8 protein-coding genes are annotated in these 16,863 nt (G+C 40.9%); 6 read left to right on the forward strand and 2 right to left on the reverse strand.

Annotation, left to right across the window (positions count from 1 at the left end):
• Positions 1-260 precede the first annotated feature (260 nt).
• Both IYN84_RS12570 and pulA read left to right on the forward strand, forming a co-directional pair.
• Positions 261-2,276 (forward strand): alpha amylase C-terminal domain-containing protein, encoded by a 2,016-nt coding sequence (locus IYN84_RS12570; protein WP_196139552.1) that lies wholly within the window; start codon positions 261-263, stop codon positions 2,274-2,276.
• Positions 2,277-2,405: 129 nt separating this feature from the next.
• The gene (pulA, locus tag IYN84_RS12575; RefSeq protein ID WP_196139553.1) at positions 2,406-4,919 is read left to right on the forward strand and encodes a type I pullulanase; all 2,514 of its coding nucleotides are present in this window, start codon (positions 2,406-2,408) and stop codon (positions 4,917-4,919) included.
• Positions 4,920-5,001: 82 nt separating this feature from the next.
• On the opposite strand, the gene IYN84_RS12580 is transcribed toward pulA, so the two are convergent.
• A complete protein-coding gene (locus IYN84_RS12580; RefSeq protein WP_196139554.1) occupies positions 5,002-8,100 on the reverse strand; it encodes a response regulator in 3,099 nt (1,032 codons plus the stop codon).
• 467 nt (positions 8,101-8,567) lie between these two features.
• Here IYN84_RS12580 and IYN84_RS12585 point away from each other — a divergent pair, with 467 nt between their 5' ends.
• From IYN84_RS12585 to IYN84_RS12595, 3 genes are all read left to right on the forward strand, one after another.
• Positions 8,568-10,805 (forward strand): PKD domain-containing protein, encoded by a 2,238-nt coding sequence (locus IYN84_RS12585; protein WP_196139555.1) that lies wholly within the window; start codon positions 8,568-8,570, stop codon positions 10,803-10,805.
• Positions 10,806-10,927: 122 nt separating this feature from the next.
• Positions 10,928-13,099: a pre-peptidase C-terminal domain-containing protein gene (locus IYN84_RS21575; protein ID WP_196139556.1), complete on the forward strand. Its 2,172-nt coding sequence runs from the start codon at positions 10,928-10,930 to the stop codon at positions 13,097-13,099.
• A gap of 112 nt (positions 13,100-13,211) precedes the next feature.
• A complete protein-coding gene (locus IYN84_RS12595) occupies positions 13,212-13,697 on the forward strand; it encodes a hypothetical protein (protein ID WP_196139557.1) in 486 nt (161 codons plus the stop codon).
• 166 nt (positions 13,698-13,863) lie between these two features.
• On the opposite strand, the gene IYN84_RS12600 is transcribed toward IYN84_RS12595, so the two are convergent.
• Positions 13,864-14,859: a GAF domain-containing protein gene (locus IYN84_RS12600; RefSeq protein ID WP_196139558.1), complete on the reverse strand. Its 996-nt coding sequence runs from the start codon at positions 14,857-14,859 to the stop codon at positions 13,864-13,866.
• A gap of 258 nt (positions 14,860-15,117) precedes the next feature.
• Between IYN84_RS12600 and IYN84_RS12605 the strand changes: the two genes are divergently transcribed.
• The gene (locus tag IYN84_RS12605) at positions 15,118-16,815 is read left to right on the forward strand and encodes a hypothetical protein (protein WP_210330442.1); all 1,698 of its coding nucleotides are present in this window, start codon (positions 15,118-15,120) and stop codon (positions 16,813-16,815) included.
• The last annotated feature ends 48 nt before the right edge of the window (positions 16,816-16,863 follow it).

Raw genomic sequence — 16,863 nt, forward strand, 5'->3', positions numbered from 1 at the left:
TCCGGCAGTATAAATTTTGCTCGACCAAAAGAGATGTTAAAAGCAATGGCTATAAAACTGCATTCTTCTTAATTCTACTGAGTTATTTTTTAGAAATAAATATGCATTCGATTGCAGTGAAATAATAAAAATTAAAAGCCGATACGATTGTCAGAACGCATTTCTGACAAGCCCATTGAGCGCAGCCCGCCGTCGTGCTTTTCAAATATCGATGAATATTTGTCGATCGATAATTGTCAATAGATTCAAATAGGTGAGTCATGAAAAACTATAAAATATTTTACTCAGCCGCATTTTGTTTTTTGTTAATGCTACTTTCGAAATCAACTCAGGCAGGAACAGCCTTTGTTCATCTTTTTGAATGGAGATGGACTGATATCGCAAACGAATGTGAAACTTTTTTGGGGCCGAAAGGTTTTGATGCGGTACAAATTTCTCCACCCAATGAGCATATCAACCATTCTACCTGGTGGGCTCGTTATCAGCCGGTAAGTTATCAGTTAAACAGTCGAAGCGGAAGTGAAGCTGAACTTCAAGATATGATTCAACGTTGTCATGCAGTCGGTGTAAAAATTTATGCTGACCTGGTGATCAATCACACCGCTGCCTGGAACAGCGGCGGTACCGGAACGGCTGGAACACTATGGTCGCTGGAAAACCATCCGGCTCTTTATTCGAGTAATGACTACCATTCGCCACGTTACAATATCAGTTCCTACAGTGATGCAAACCATGTATGGAACGGAAAATTGAGCGGTTTACCCGATCTCAATACGGGATCGTCCTACGTGCAAGATCAAATAGCTGGCTATATCAATCATCTGAAAAGTATCGGGGTCGATGGTTTTCGAGTCGATGCAGCTAAACATATGGCGCCGTTGGACATTCAGGCGATACTAGATAAGGCGGGTAATCCCTGGAGTTTTCTTGAAGTGATTGGGGCTGCCGGTGAAGCTGCTGAAATTCAGCCCGATCAATATATCCATGTTGGTCAGGTTACCGAGTTCAAATATGGGACTGACATTGCCGGAAATTTTAACGGACAAATTAAAAATCTGAAAACTCTGGGAGAATCCTGGGGATTACTACCATCTGCCAAAGCGCTTATCTTTGTTGATAACCATGACCGCGAAAGAGGTCATGGCGGAGGCGGAACACTTTCCTATAAAGATGGTGAAAAATATAATCTAGCGAATATTTTTATGCTCGCATTTCCATATGGATATCCTAAAGTAATGTCGGGCTATAAATTTACCGACACCGATGTTGGGCCGCCAGTTGGTGAAACTAACTGTTCGAATAGCCAGTGGGTATGTCAGCATCGCTGGAGCAACATTGCTAACATGGTCGGGTTTAGAAATTATACGGTTGACAGCTGGAGCGTAAATAACTGGTGGGACAACGGAAACAATCAGATAGCATTCGGACGTGGTGATAAAGGATTTGTTGTTATTAACAATGAAGCGGGTGCTTTGACACAGTCACTCTTTACCGGTTTGCCTGAAGGAAACTACTGCAATGTTTTGGCTGGTGATGACGCTTGTAGCGGAGAAGTGATTTCGGTCGACGCAAGTGGCTATGCTTACTTTAATGTTGCCGGTATGTCCGCCACAGCGATTCATGGCGGTGCGATGGTCGATGATAATTGTACTGATTGTGGCGGCTGCACTGATTGTAGCGAGTACCAAAAGAATTTTAACCAATTGTATTTCCGTGGAACAGCAAACCGCTGGAGCACGACTCAAATGTCATTGGTCGCTGATAATACCTGGGAGGTTACGATTAATTTTGACGGTCAGTCGAAGCAGCGATTTAAGTTTGACGTTAACGGCGACTGGTCCTATAACTTCGGTGACAATAACAATGACGGAATTCTGGAACAGACGGGAAGCGATATTTATACCAGTGTAACCGGTCAGTACAAAGTGACCGTTAATGATGAAACAAAAGCTTACAGCTTAACCCAAATTGGTTGTGGAACCGATTTTAATAAAAACTTTGACAGCCTCTATTTTAGAGGAACGCCAAATGGCTGGGGCACAACCGAAATGACTCTGGTCGCAGATAATACCTGGGAAGTTGTCGTTAATTTTGATGGTCAATCCAACCAGCGCTATAAAGTCGACGTTTATGGTGATTGGTCTTATAACTTTGGTGATAACAATAGTGACGGTATTCTCGAGCAAATCGGAGCAGATATTTACACCAATGTTACCGGAATATATCTTTTACGTGTTAATGACTCGACACGAACCTATCAATTAATTGCTCAATAAAATTTAGCAATCCTAGTCAATTAGGATGAACTAACAAGGTGCTATCGATTTTAAGACAATCGAAGCACCTGTTTATTCAGAATATTGTCAGCAACAATATTTAGAAAATTAATACAGGAGTTAGATAAAATGATTTCTCGATATATATCATCGGGAGTCCTGCTTTGGTTTGGACTTTTAATATCATCTAATGCGTCGGCGGACTGGTTTTTTCGTGGCACGCCTAATGGTTGGGGAACAAACGAATTGGAGTTGGTCGCAGGTTCTACTTACAAAACTTGTCAGTTATTTAACACTGGAGATGCTAACGGTGGTCCGCGTTTTAAAATTGACCATTGGGGAGATTGGAGCGACAACTATCCGAGTGCAGACTATGCGGTTGATAGTAATGCCAGTTATGAAATTACTTTCGATTCTTCGACTAAAAATATCACAACTCAAGTTGTTGCAAGCTGTGAACAAACAGGTTTTAGTCATAGCCTTCCATCTTTGTTCTTTAGAGGTACGCCCAATGGATGGGGGACTAGCGAAATGCAACTGGTGGCCGACCACCTATGGGAGGTAACCATTCATTTCGACGGCCAGTCGAATCAGCGATTTAAGTTTGATGTGTATGGTGATTGGTCAACTAATTATGGCGACAATAATAATGACAATATTTTAGAGAAAACAGGTTCAGATATTGATACAAGTCTTGTTGGCAATTATCGACTGCGGGTAAATGATAGTGACTTTTCCTATAGCTTGACGTCTGTCGATGGCTGTCAAAACTGCACTGCCTCTGAAACTCTGGGCGCAGTTTATTCTGTTGACAGTACGACCTTTTCTATCTGGTCCCCCGACTCAGCCAATGTTCAATTAAGGCTGGATGGTCAAATATATAACTTGAATAAAGTCTCCGACTTTAATGGTTATACGGATGTTTATCGGGTTGTTGTACAAGGAAATTACCACCTTAAAAAATATCATTTTCTTATCAATGGAAATGAAGTTCGTGATCCCTACGGAAAAATGGTAGAGCCGAATACCAACAATAATATTGTTATGGATATGTCAAAAACAGCGCTCTTCGAAAATTGGGCGCCCATACCGACTCTCGTTAATCGCGAAGACGCAATCATTTATGAGATGAGTGTCAGAGATTTTACAATTGCTGCAAACTCAGGCGTGACCAGTAATAAGAAAGGAAAATTTCTGGGGATGGTTGAAAGTGGAACTCAATTAAATGGTGAATCTACGGGAATAGATCATCTTAAAGAGTTGGGCATTACTCATGTACAAATAATGCCCGCTTATGATTTCAATGCCTGTTCCGATTTATCAGACAACACCTGCTACAGTTGGGGTTATGATCCGCGGAATTTTAACGTGCCGGAAGAGCGCTATTCTTTGACTCCTTATGACTACGAAAACCGTATACGTGAATTTAAACAAATGGTAAATGAGTTTCATAAAGCCGGTATCAGGGTCATTATGGATGTTGTGTATAACCATACATACTCTCACGATGTGTTTAATCCTATTAGCAGTCAGTATTATACGCCAACAGATCTTTCTGGAACTGGAAATTCGATTGATGCCAACGTTCCTATGGTGGGACGGATGATTCAGGATTCGTTAGAATACTGGGTTAAAGAATACAATATAGATGGTTTCAGGTTTGATCTTATCGGCATCTTTGATTATGACGAAGTCGAGCGCTGGGCGAATCATCTAAATGTTACTTTTCCTGATCGTCAATTATTAATCTATGGTGAACCCTGGAATGGTTTTGCCTCTGATCCTCGAGAACTTGAACGGGTGCGTCTGGGTACTATCGGCCGTATTGCTGGAGCCCATGTCGGCGTTTTTAATCCGAAATATCGTGAAGCATTAAAAGGGAAAAATGACAGTGGTAGTTGCAATAGTGGTGACTGCTTTGTCTTTAATAATAACCCGGACTTGTGGCGAGTTGAAGTTGGTAGTCGCGGAGCCATTCGCGCAAGTAATGACGCCAGTATCAGCATCGACACCTGGGATCCGATGTTCGCCATGGATCCTGAACAAAGTATCAATTACGTTTCCGCACATGACAATTTAAGTTTGCGAGATAAGATTCTACAGTGGGCTGATAATAATGGAATACCTCGTGATTCGGATTACCTGCGTCGAATTCAAATGTTCGCTAATGGGATTATTTTAACCAGTCAGGGAATTCCATTTTTACATGGTGGTGTTGAATTGATGCGCGACAAAAAGGAGGACCATAATAGTTATCAATCTTCTGACGCGATTAACCAGATTGACTGGCAATGGAAGATTCGAAATTCTGACATTCTGGAATATTACAAAGATGTTATTGCACTAAGAAAAGCGCATCCTGCATTTCGTTTGAGTAGTTGGCAGGAAATCAGTGATTATCAGGTATCCAGCCAACCAAGATATGGTGTGGTAGTCAACCGCATTAATGGCAGGGCTGTTGGGGATTCCTGGAAAGATATTCTCGTAATTTACAATAGCGCCAATAATTACAACTATTCTCTTCCTTCCGGAAACTGGAAAGTGGCAATGGAAAAGTCTGATCCTGGCGCTGGTAATGGGCGGATAGTATCGGGGAGTATTCTTGCCGAGGGAACCGCGGTAACCATTTTGTATCAGGAATAGTTGAAGAAAAATCTGATGTCCGATAATCAGAAGTCTGAAGTATCGAAGTGCAGATAGAATTTTACTCCTGGTGCTTTTTTGACTAGGAAACCTTATCTTCTGACTGTCGAGGATTATTACTATTTCGGATTTTGGTTGGTGCTACTTTATGGTATTCACTAAATGCCCGACTGAAAGCGGAAAGGCTTTGATAACCAACGGCATAAGCAATTTCGCTAATACTACCACTATGCTTTTGCAGCATTTGAAATGCTGCATCCATTCTTTTGGATTTGACCAGATTGATCGGAGTACATTGATAGTGTTTCTGGGTAAATCGATATAGAGAGCTTCTGGTCATATTTAGTGCAGAGTAGATGGTTTCCAAATCAAAATCCCATTGGCTCAAATTCTCTTCGATTAACTTATCTAATCTTTGCAAGCGTTTAGCATCTCTACCTTCAAACAGGGTATCATTGGATGATTTGTGTTTGATGCTAATTCGGTGCTTTTCATAAAGAGCTTTCGATAGCCTTTCCTTTTGCCCAAGGTGACTTCGTACTCGAGCACTTAACTCGTTAAGATCAAAGGGCTTTGTAATATAATCATCAGCACCAAGGTCTAGCCCATAAGTACGGTGTTCTACTTTAGATAGTGCTGTGAGCAAAAGAATTGACAAATGAGCGAGCTTTTTATTTTGTCTTAACTGCTGGGTGAGTTCGAACCCGTTCATTTGGGGCATCATTACATCAATGATCAAAAGGTCAGGCTGAAGCTTTTCTGCTTTTCTAAGTGCCTCCTGACCATTACTAGCTTCCTCAATTTGATATTCAGGTTGCAGAGATTTTCGAACCAATGTTCTGAGATTGGCATTATCATCAACTATCATTATCAGCTTTTTATTCTGTGGAGTGCTGGATGTGGTTGATTTTTTTTCTATTGAAGAAGGTACTAAAAGAGTGGAATCGATTGTCGGATATTCTATGTTATTATCCGCTGTAGATAAGGGCAGTAAACCAGAGGTTAAACGTTTAGTTTCTTTTTGGCAAACTCTTGACTCAGGATAGTGCTTAAAGCCTTTTCTAAATGCAAGGTCTACCGTAAATCCTTCATCCAGAGTACTGGTGACGGTAATCTTACCTGAGTGCAACTCCATTAAATCTTTGACAAGCGATAGTCCTATTCCTGTACCCGGACGAGCCGCTTCATTCGATTGTTTGCCCTGATAAAATCGCTCTAAGACATGGGGAAGTTCGTTCGGGTCTATACCGTTGCCATTGTCCTTTACTATCAAATGAATATATCCCTCTTCCTCGTAGTTTTCTATCGTTATTACAGAACCGTCAGGACAGTATTTTTCTGCATTGGATAGCAAGTTTGATATGATTTTCTCAATATGAGAGATGTCAAAGTAGAAGTCACTAACCTTTTGCAAGTTCTGGCTAGAAACTTGAATAGATTTTCTTTTAAATGCAGAATCAAATCGCTCGAGGCAGGATAAGATAACTTTGTCGAGACTCAGACGAGAAGCAAGGTAGGGCATTGCCCCTGCTTCGATTCTATCAATATCGAGCACTTCGTTGAGTAGGGACAGCATATGCAGGTTATTGTTGTAGGCTGATGATAACTCCTGAGTCGGCGTTGTTGTATTCGATATCAGCTGTTTTAGCGGTTCTATTGAAAGGGTGAGTGCTGTTCTAAATTCATGTGAAATATTATTGAAAAAGCGCTGCTTTGCTTTGCTGATTTCTTTTATCTGCTGGTTGAGCAAGGCTTCATTTTTTAGGAGAGCTTTTAGCTTTTTACGTTTGTAATATAGTAAAAAGGCTATTGCCGCCACTGTTGAAAGAATGATGATTAATAACCAGCGGTTCATTTTTTCAATTTTCAATTGTTTAGATACAAGCTTTTTTTGTTGTGTAAGCTGGATTATCTTTTGGGCTTTTTCATTTGCCGAATATTTTTCCTGTACTTCCTGAAGCGAACGGTCTTTTGCTTTGTTGACGAAATCGATCGCAGCCTGATGGTATTTCTTATAATATTTCAGAGAATTTTCAAAATCTCCCGATGCCTCATAGGTTTTTGCGTAATCTTCCAAAGCCCATATAATGGACTCAAGATTATTGACCTCTCGATAATATTGTTCAGCCTGCTTTATCGAGGCCAGACTTTGTACATAATTTCCAAGGTGGCGATAAGCAATACCCATATTGTTTGAAGCCACAGCGCTTTCATAGGCAAGATTTCTTTTCTTTGCGAGCTGGATTATTTGCATCCCTGTAGAGATAACCGTGGGAAAATCATTTTCGCTCATCGATAGATTTTGTTCGATAATGAGAGCTCTTAATAGGTGTTTGAGAGCGCCAATAGCTCTTGCGCGTTCTTTAATCTCTTTTTGCAGCTCAATGACTTTGCTTTTTAGTTCCTGATATTTCTTATTATTCCCTGCTTCCTCTATCGATAGCTCCAAAGACTCACTAACTGCCATCGCATAGTAGATGTTCATTTTGTTCGATAGTGCAGCAACTCGTCCGAAATTATCTTCCAGATTGTTGGCAAGTGCCAGGATTTCGTCACTGATCTTGATGGCTCTTTCATACTGCTGGGTATAATAAAAGAGGAGAACGAGTTGGTTTTTAGTGCCCATTTCTATTTCTTTAGAATGCTCCTGGACTGCACTTTCCAGAGCTGTATTCAGATGTATAAGTGACTCGCCAAATTGATGCTTTTGAATGCGATAGGCTCCCATCAGATAGTTGTACCAGGCTCGATAGTCCTCTCCCTGTTCTGAAGTTGCTCGAATCTTAAGTGGTTCGATAGCATTTTCGAAATCTTCGATGTTCTGCGTATGCAGCATGAAAAGTGATTTTAGTAAAGCGATGTCTGTTTCCGCGCTTTGAAGGCCAGCGTATCGTTGTTTGACTTTGTTTAAATGCTTTTCTGCTTTCGAGCGTTGTTCCGTTTTTAGGTAGAGCTTGAAGAGTAGAACTTCTGTTTTAAGACTTTCCAACGAAACAGGACGGGCATTTGTGGCTGCTTCTTCCAGACTCTTAATTAACTGACGAGGTTCGCTAAACCTGTCGGGATAATTATCATCAAAACTTTTAGCCCTGATATTTAGGGGAGAATATATAGATAGCACAAAGGTGATCTGAAAAAGACCAATTAAAAAGTTGTGAAGATACCTTTTAGGGTTATTCATTTTATACTTCTCAAGTCTCATTTTTATTGTTGTACTGGCTTGCTAAAACTAGTCTGCTTTACCAGGTGGTCAGAGGTCAAATCTATAAATGCGTTTTATCTTTTTACGAGATGGAGTGTGTTCTCAGCCAATTTAAAGCTAAAGCTATCATTGTTATTGCTTTACTGGAAAATTAAGAATAATCAGATTTTTTTAACGCTTTTTGCATTTAATGAACAGATTTATTTATTGATGTCCTAATTTATTAAGTTCTTTACTACGGGTTTCATAATTTAAAAAAATATCGCGTCATCAGATAAAAAGGGGCGGCTGATTTGCTCTCTGAGAATATTTAGCAAGAATTTGGAACTTTAAAACAAACCTCAAAATTGGATTTTGGATAGATTCGAGTGTCTCGATTATCGCTTGTATGAAATCGAAAAAAATAAGAACTAAGAGTCAAAAAAAATTCAATCTTGGAGGCAAAAATGAAAAAGGCGGCGCGCTTATTAAGCACCATGTTATTGCTTTTCTCTACTGCAAATTTTTCAATAGCAGGAGAAAAAGTTAATGAATCAATAGATTTAGGAGGAAGTCGACAAGCGACCTGGTATCTACCTGACGGCCCTGCGCAAGGGTGGGTGTTGTTACAGCACGGTTTCCAGCGTAATAAAAGCAACCTCGATGATCTTGCGACACATCTGATGGATAACGGACTACTAGTATTAACAGTAAACGCGAGTGTTACTGGAGGGAACGCTAGCCTGGCAAGAGATTTCGCTGATGATCTGGTGGATAATTCCATTACACCACCCAATGGAGTAGCATTGCCTGAAAAAATGGTGCTTGCCGGTCATTCCGCAGGTGGCCTGTTTGTAAGTTATATGAGTGGTCGATTGGTTGAAAGAAGTTTTCCTAATCTACAGGGGGTGATGTTGTATGATCCGGTAGATAAAGATGATGGAATGGAAGCTAACCTTCAGTCAGCAATCAATTCTGGAAGTAAAGTTCTGTCTATACTGGCAAATTCAAGTTCATGTAACTCCAGTAATAATGCATTACAACCTCTAACGAATTTAAGTGAACCCTTTGTAGGAATCAAGCTGACTAATAACTCCAAGCATACAGATGTTGAAGGCAGTAGCACCGGCGGAATAATTACCTGGGTGTGTGGTACTCCCAAAGATTACAATGTTGCCTACCTCAAAGAATTCTCCACTGCGTGGATTAAAGATATGATCAGTGGAACCGTATCTTCTTCTTATTATCCTGGTGGAGATAGTCTGAACCAGCTTCTCGATGAGGATGACGGTGTATTAATAAAAGAAATTATTGGCGATCCACCTATTGCTGATTTTTCTTATGGTGTCTCACAGCTTAGCGTAAATTTTGTTGATGAAAGCAACGACCCTGATGGAAGCATTGTTTCCTATCAATGGCAGTTCGGTGACGGAGCTGAGTCGACAGTTCAAAATCCTTCTCACACCTTTGCACAGTCAGGAACCTATACTGTCACTCTTCTGGTTGAAGACAATAATGGACAAACCGGAACAATTAGCAAAAATGTTACCGTAAGCGCAGGTCCTCAGAATCCGATTGCAAGCTTCACCTATGCCTCAACTCAACTAGAGGCTAGCTTTAACGACTCTAGCAGCGACAGCGATGGCGAAATAGTTTCATGGGCATGGAGCTTTGGCGATGGCGCCACTTCTTCCTCACAGAATCCAGTGTATCTTTACTCTCAACCGGGAGATTATCAGGTAACTCTTAAAGTCACTGACGATGATGGCTTAACGGATGAAACTTCTATGATGGTTAGTGTTTCTATTGACGATGGATTTCTGGATAACGGGGAGGTTATTAACGATCTGTCTGCCGCGCAAGGTGAAGAGCTTCACTACAAAATTCAGGTTCCTCAAGGTGCTAGTAATTTAAATTTTTCAATTAGTAGTGGTTCAGGTGATGCGGACCTTTATGTTCGCTACAATGCCGCGCCAACAACCAGTCAGTATGATTATCGACCTTATAAAAATGGTAATAATGAAACGGTTGAGGTTTCCAATCCACAAGGCGGAGTCTGGTACCTGATGCTAAGAGGTTACAGTAGTTTCTCTGGTGTTACCCTGACTGTTTCATTTACTACCCAGGATAATCAGGCACCCAATGCTGCGTTCACTTATACCTCAAATGGCTTAACAATTAACTTTACAGATGCTAGTACCGATGTCGATGGAACTATTGATGGTAGATTGTGGACATTTGGTGATGGCAGTCAATCACAAGATACAAACCCGAGTCATACTTTTGCACAGGCTGGTACTTACAATGTTACTTTGGCTGTTACCGATAATGACAATGCAAGCAACCAGACGACTCAGATTATAACCGTCAGTGAAACAGATGGTCCCGATGAAATTCACAATGGGGAAACGATAAGTGGTTTGTCAGCTTCAACTGGCGAAGAGATTCATTATGTCCTTAAAGGAGTGCCGCCTGCTACCGTAGAGCTTCAATTTTTAATTGAAGGAGGCACTGGTGATGCAGATATCTATGTAAGATATGGAGCAAAGCCAACAACAAGCGAGTACGACTACCGTCCATATCGCAATGGCAACTATGAGCCGGTCAACATTCCAGAACCAACTGCCGGTGACTGGTACGTTATGGTAAGAGCCTATAGCAGCTTTTCCGGTGTCAGCCTAAGCGCAAGTCATACAGTGAACTAGCCTGAACGGCAGGACAGAGGATTCTGTCCTGTCATCTACTAATAATAAAGTTTCAGATTTTAAATCTTTCGAACTAATCGGAATATTTTTAATAAAGCTGAAAATAAATTAAGAGAAATATTATGAAATCTATATTAAAGGTCAGTGGAACATTGACAGCATTGGTCTTCGCTAGTTCTCAACTGATTGCCAGTCCACAGAATTCAGAAATTGAAAAACTCTCCGTTCAACTGAACTCAAACAGTCTATTTAAAACTCAAAAACAGTCGGCGAGTCAAGTAGCAAAAAAAGTAAATGTTGAAGCGTTACTTATTGATCAGATAAGTATGAAACGTGCTAATACGCAAGATTTTCAGCTGGTTAAATCACACAAGATTGTAATCTCCAAGCCAGAAGCCAGTTTTATTAAAGTTCATTTCAACAATATACAGTTGCCATCTGGCGCGGTGATTGAAGTTAAAGATCCGCAAGGGACAATGATTCACCGCTACGGCGAAGGAGAAAATTCACTGTTTACTTTAATGGAAGGTGATGATGGAGAGCGGTCTTTTTCTGCCTTATCCATTTTTGGAGACACTGCCATTGTAGAAGTTATTTTTACTGATGGAATATCCAGATCTTACCGAGTAGAAATCGATTCCATCATGCAAGGATTTAGTGAACTGGAGTTTGACGAAGCGCTCAATAGCTCTCCTATGTTAGATATTGAGCCTCAGTCTACTTGCGGTGTTAATGAAAGACGAGACGTGCAGTGCTGGGCTGACTCTAATCCGACCGAGTTTGAAAGAACGCGCCCCGTCGCAAAAATTCTGATAAATGGTTCGGCGGTTTGTAGCGCCTGGCGAGTTGGAGAAAGTAATCGAATGTTTACTAACAATCACTGTATATCTTCCGCGTCCGGTGTGACCAAAACTGAGATATGGTTTAACTATCAAAAATCAGGATGTGGAAGCGGATCGACTTCGGGAACGGTTATTGTCACAGGAGATCAATTACTTGCTACCAGTAGTGACCTGGATTACACCCTGTTTACTGTAAAAAGGTTTGAAGATATTCAAGAGTTTGGCCATTACGGCCTTGATGTTAGAAATCCTGTGGAACAGGAGCGAATCTATATTCCTCAGCATGGACGTGGCCAGCCAAAACAGCTTTCTATTGAGAGTGATAAGAATAGTGACGGTTTATGTCGAGTCGATGTCACTCTGGCGGATGGTTCTGCGCCGAATACTGATATGGGCTATATGTGTGACACTATTGGCGGAAGTTCTGGATCGCCCGTACTCGCCGCAAGTAGTAATAATGTTCTGGCGCTACATCATTTTGGTGGTTGCCCAAATCAAGGGGTTCTGATAAATCGAATCTGGCCTGAAGTTGCTACTCACTTTGATAACCAGATTCCGGTCGGAGACAATGGCACACCATCAGGCGAGCCTGTTGCCAGCTTTAATTTTGAATCATCCGGACTGGAAGTTACTTTCTCTGATACTAGCAGTGATAGCGACGGAACGATTGAAAGTCATTTATGGGACTTTGGTGACGGTCAGACAAGCAATGATAAAAATCCAGTTCATAGTTATTCTGTTGCGAATGATTATTCTGTCTCTTTATTAGTTACCGATAATGATGGCAATAGTGCTAGTAATACGCAAGTAGTCTCGGTAACAAATGATATTGATGGTGAATTAAGCAAGGGAGTTCCGGTTGCTAATTTATTTGCTCCAAGAGACGATGAACTAGAGTTTTTCTTTGATGTCCCTGAAGACGTCAATTCTCTTTCTTTTGATATTAGTGGTGGTTCCGGTGATGCCGATCTTTATGTGAGCTTAGGGGAAAAGCCAACGTCTCAGGAATATGATTGCCGTCCCTATAAAAGCGGGAATATTGAAAATTGTCGTTTCAGCAACCCTCAGGCTGGACGATATTATGTGATGCTTAAAGCATACAGCGCTTTTTCAGGAGTATCTCTGGAGGCCGACTATTTTGAAGCTGTTGATGGCGTTAGCTTTGAAGAGAGTGACCTTTCTGATAGTCGGGGCAACTGGAAACATTTTACTTTTGAAATCCCGAAGGGTATGTCTCAACTTAATGTTTCCATGTCTGGAGGAAGCGGAGACGCTGATCTTTATCTACGCTATGGTTCGCAGCCAACAACCTCAAGTTACGACTGCCGCCCTTATAAAAATGGTAACAGTGAAAACTGTACTGTCAGCAACCCACAAGCAGGTATCTGGCACATCAGTATCAGAGCTTACAGCAATTATTCTGGTGTGACTCTGATAGGAGAAGCCCACTGAGTGGTTAGTCTCTCATTCGCCAGGGACGGCGAGTATAACAAAAATAATGAAGATATCTTTAATCAGGAATTTCTCGTAAATCAATAACAACTTTTTATGGTAGGAGACGAAGATGAAACCATTATCAAAGATACTTTCGGCAATTTCTCTATCCTTGGTTATCGGTGCAGCACAAGCTAGTAGCAACAACGCTGCCAGTACCTGTGATGATCCTGTGGCTTCAGTAATGAGAATAATGAATTGCATACAGAGTGAAAATGCGCTGTGTGCAGCATCAGGTTACGCAAGTGGTTTTACCAAACTGCATAATCGCATCGACACAGAAACTAATAAGCCGGGATATTTCTTTTGGCTAGGCGCATTTATGTTTATCGACTTCGAGCTTGACTTTGACCACGTTGCGCAGGTTAGTGATAATCAGGTTAGTATGCGTTATGTAGAAACGGTTACCTTTAATGATGGGGAAACCTTTAAACAACATGAACATGCTCTGGTGACCGTTAACAGTAGCTGCAGAATGACATTATGGGATCAATATGGTGATAATAAAGAGCAACAGGATGTTGATGATAAGGCGTCAACGCTTTTTCCTTTCTAAATAGTTGTTCTGTATAGGAGTTATCCAGATGGTTTGTTTTATATCCTTCTGGATTTTTTAATGGGGTACTTGGTCGTCAGGTGAAATATCATCTGGCGACCAGATTTATCGGTTCTAATGTTCGTTAATATAAGTTTTAATTGATATTTTTAGACACTGCTGCCCCTCAGGAAGCCCGCAGAGAGTATTGTGGCCGGGTTAACTTTACCCACAAATAGTCACTGAGTTCTTTTTTTGCTTTTGCCAAATGTCGTGTAAATGTGCTGTAGGACATTCCAAGCTTATCCGCTACCGCTTGATGATTAATAAGCGGACTAAAATAAGTATGCTCAATAATAAAGTGAAGTTTCTGAGTTTTCGGTGTTGGTAGAAAAAGCTCATCACAAGCATCATTAATTTGCTTTTTGAGCCAGTCAAAAAGGGTGAGCGCAAATTTATCATCCGCGTTACTAAAAATATTTTCAAATACTGGGTGGTGATTAAAAGCCACTGGCTTGTGGTAGTGTTTTAATGTCTCGGTAATGAGTTTTGTAAAATCTTTGGCCGACAGTCCATTGAGGCTGGCAATGAAAGCATCTCGCTGATTGTTTGTTTTGCTTGCATTTAGAGTCGCATCAGGAAAAGGACTTCTTTTCTCCAGAGGCTTTTGTGGTAGCGGGGATGCGTTTCCGCTGACATGGTGAAATACAGGGGCTGCTGTTGCTGCTAGTACTTCGAAAAGTGCATGGTGAAAGTCGTTAAAATAGTCTTTTTGTTCGTTTTCCGAATCAATCACTCCGATAACCTCATTGTTATACAGAATAGGTACTGTGAGTTCAGAAAGACGATGTTCATCGTCGATAACATAGTTGGGAGTCAGAGTAGTATCGTCAATGATAATACTCTTTTTGAAGAGTGCTACCATCCCTACAATTCCTTCACCATATCTGAGCTGAATAGGATTGTCGATTTTTCCCTTTGAATTAAGTTTTTGACCGATCGCTGCTACCTGAGTTAATTGCTTGTTAGCTGATTCCGCTCGATATATAACGCAATCATCCAGTCCGGCAGTAGAGATAACCTCGCACAGAAGGTTGGCTATGAGAGAATAGTCGTCTGTTTGTAGAAGTTTATTGCTAAATGAACTGATAAATGGCAGTACTGATTGAAGATTATCCATCATATCCAACAGTGTTTTCTTTCATTATAACCAATGCATTCGAAGATTTCATATTAAAGTTCAAGTACTTAGCAAACAGTGTCACCATTTTGATAAAAAACTGATAAATTTTTGGCAAAAATTCGATAAATGCATATTTTTCATTTTATTAAGATTCCTTCCGGTAGCTTAACTGCGTTGAGTTAAGCGATTCAGACTGTGTCGCGTTCTCTGAATGAACATGGTGATTGATCCCGAAAGGGAGCAGCTAAAAGGAACTTAATGATGAATTATTCGATTTTAAAGTGTTGTGCAAAGCTGGTTTCGGGAACCGCTTTGGCTATTTCCGCATTCTCAGCCCAGGCTGATTATTTGTATGATTTTCCGTTTAAAGGTCAGAATTTTTCTGATTATGAAAAACTTTATACCTTTAAACATGCAGATTCTACTTCACAAAAACATGGCTTTGATATTTCCGGTAAGCGATTTAATTTTGGTACAGGAAAGTGGACTTCTCTTAAGGGAAATGTTGATGAAGATAAAAATGAAAATCGTGTTATCTATGAAAAATCAATTTATGCTATGCGCAGCGGAACTGTAGTGGGTTGCTGGCGAAGTGCACCGGAAAACCCTCGGGTAAAAAATGGTTCTGACTACCTTAAAGACGAACAGGGAGAGTATATACTGGATGATGAAGGTAACAAGATTTCCTCGCCAGAAAGACTATGGATACACCCGCGGCTTCGAGATGTCGCCAACCGTACAATTCCCAAAGCTGGCAATCACCTGTTAATTAAACACGCTGACAATAGCTATGCACTCTACGCTCACATGGTGCCAGGGTCGATTCCTTACAAGTTTTGTCCACGTACCGAGAGTAATTATGATGAGTTGGGGCTGAGCAGTATACCTGGTAGTGACTATCCAGATATCACCGGGATCTCTCCGACTCGTTCTTACACATTAACGGTTAACAAAGGCGACAAGATTGGTGAAGTTGGCAATAGCGGTAATTCAACCGGTCCACATCTTCATGTTCATGTTGCCGAAGGAGAGGTCGGCGGGAATACAGGTATCCCGATCAAATTTCGTCGTGGTATCGCTGCCAAGTATGAAAGCAGCAAGAAACACCCTTCCTGGGTAAGTTTTGCCGGCAAAGAGGTAAAAACCAGTTGGTCAGGTACTGATAGTACCGCGACTCTTATTTGGCCTGCACGCTCTCTAGGATCACAATATGTAAGACATGGTTTTAATTCGGATGGATATTCTGGTTTGTTTAAGCATCTGGTTGATTCTGGATTTAAGATTGACTGGTTTGATGGATTTACTGTTGGTAATACAACGCGATATAACATGATCTGGAAGCCTGTCAATATTGGCTGGCGTCACTATAGCCGTAAAACATCTTCTGGTTATCAAAGCGTATTTAACAAAGCCGTTGATGACGGTTATGTGCCGACACATGTCGAGTCATACAATACTCCGTATGGTGTTCGCTATTCGGCAATTTTCGAAAAGAAATCTACAGGTTTTTTAGCCCGACATAATATTTCTTATAACGAGCATATGAACACTTATAATCAGGCTAAAAATCTGGGAATGAGTCCAACCAGTATATCTGTGGTTTCAGTCAATGGTGAAAGACGATATACCGTGCTTTATCAAAAGCGAAACATTGGTTCCTGGTCAATTCGTTCGCAAATGACTTCCTCACAATACAACACGACGTTTGCGGATATGAAAGCGAATAACAAGTTTCCTGTATACCTGAACTCCTATGTTCACAATGGAACGGTTTATTATACTGCTGTCTTTGCGAGTAAACCTGAGAGTAATTATGTTGGAGCAAAGCATGGACTAACTGCATCGGGATTTCAAAGCTACTTCAATTACTACAGTGGTTACGGATACTTGACCAAGTTGATTACTGGTATTGATGGATATAACTACACCCATTACGCTGGTGTATGGCGAAAATAACTTGCTCATTAAAGAGGCTTGCCTATGGTGAGTCTCTTATTACATTTC

The sequence above is a fragment of the Aliikangiella sp. G2MR2-5 genome (assembly GCF_015687155.1).
Lineage (GTDB): Bacteria > Pseudomonadota > Gammaproteobacteria > Enterobacterales > Kangiellaceae > Aliikangiella.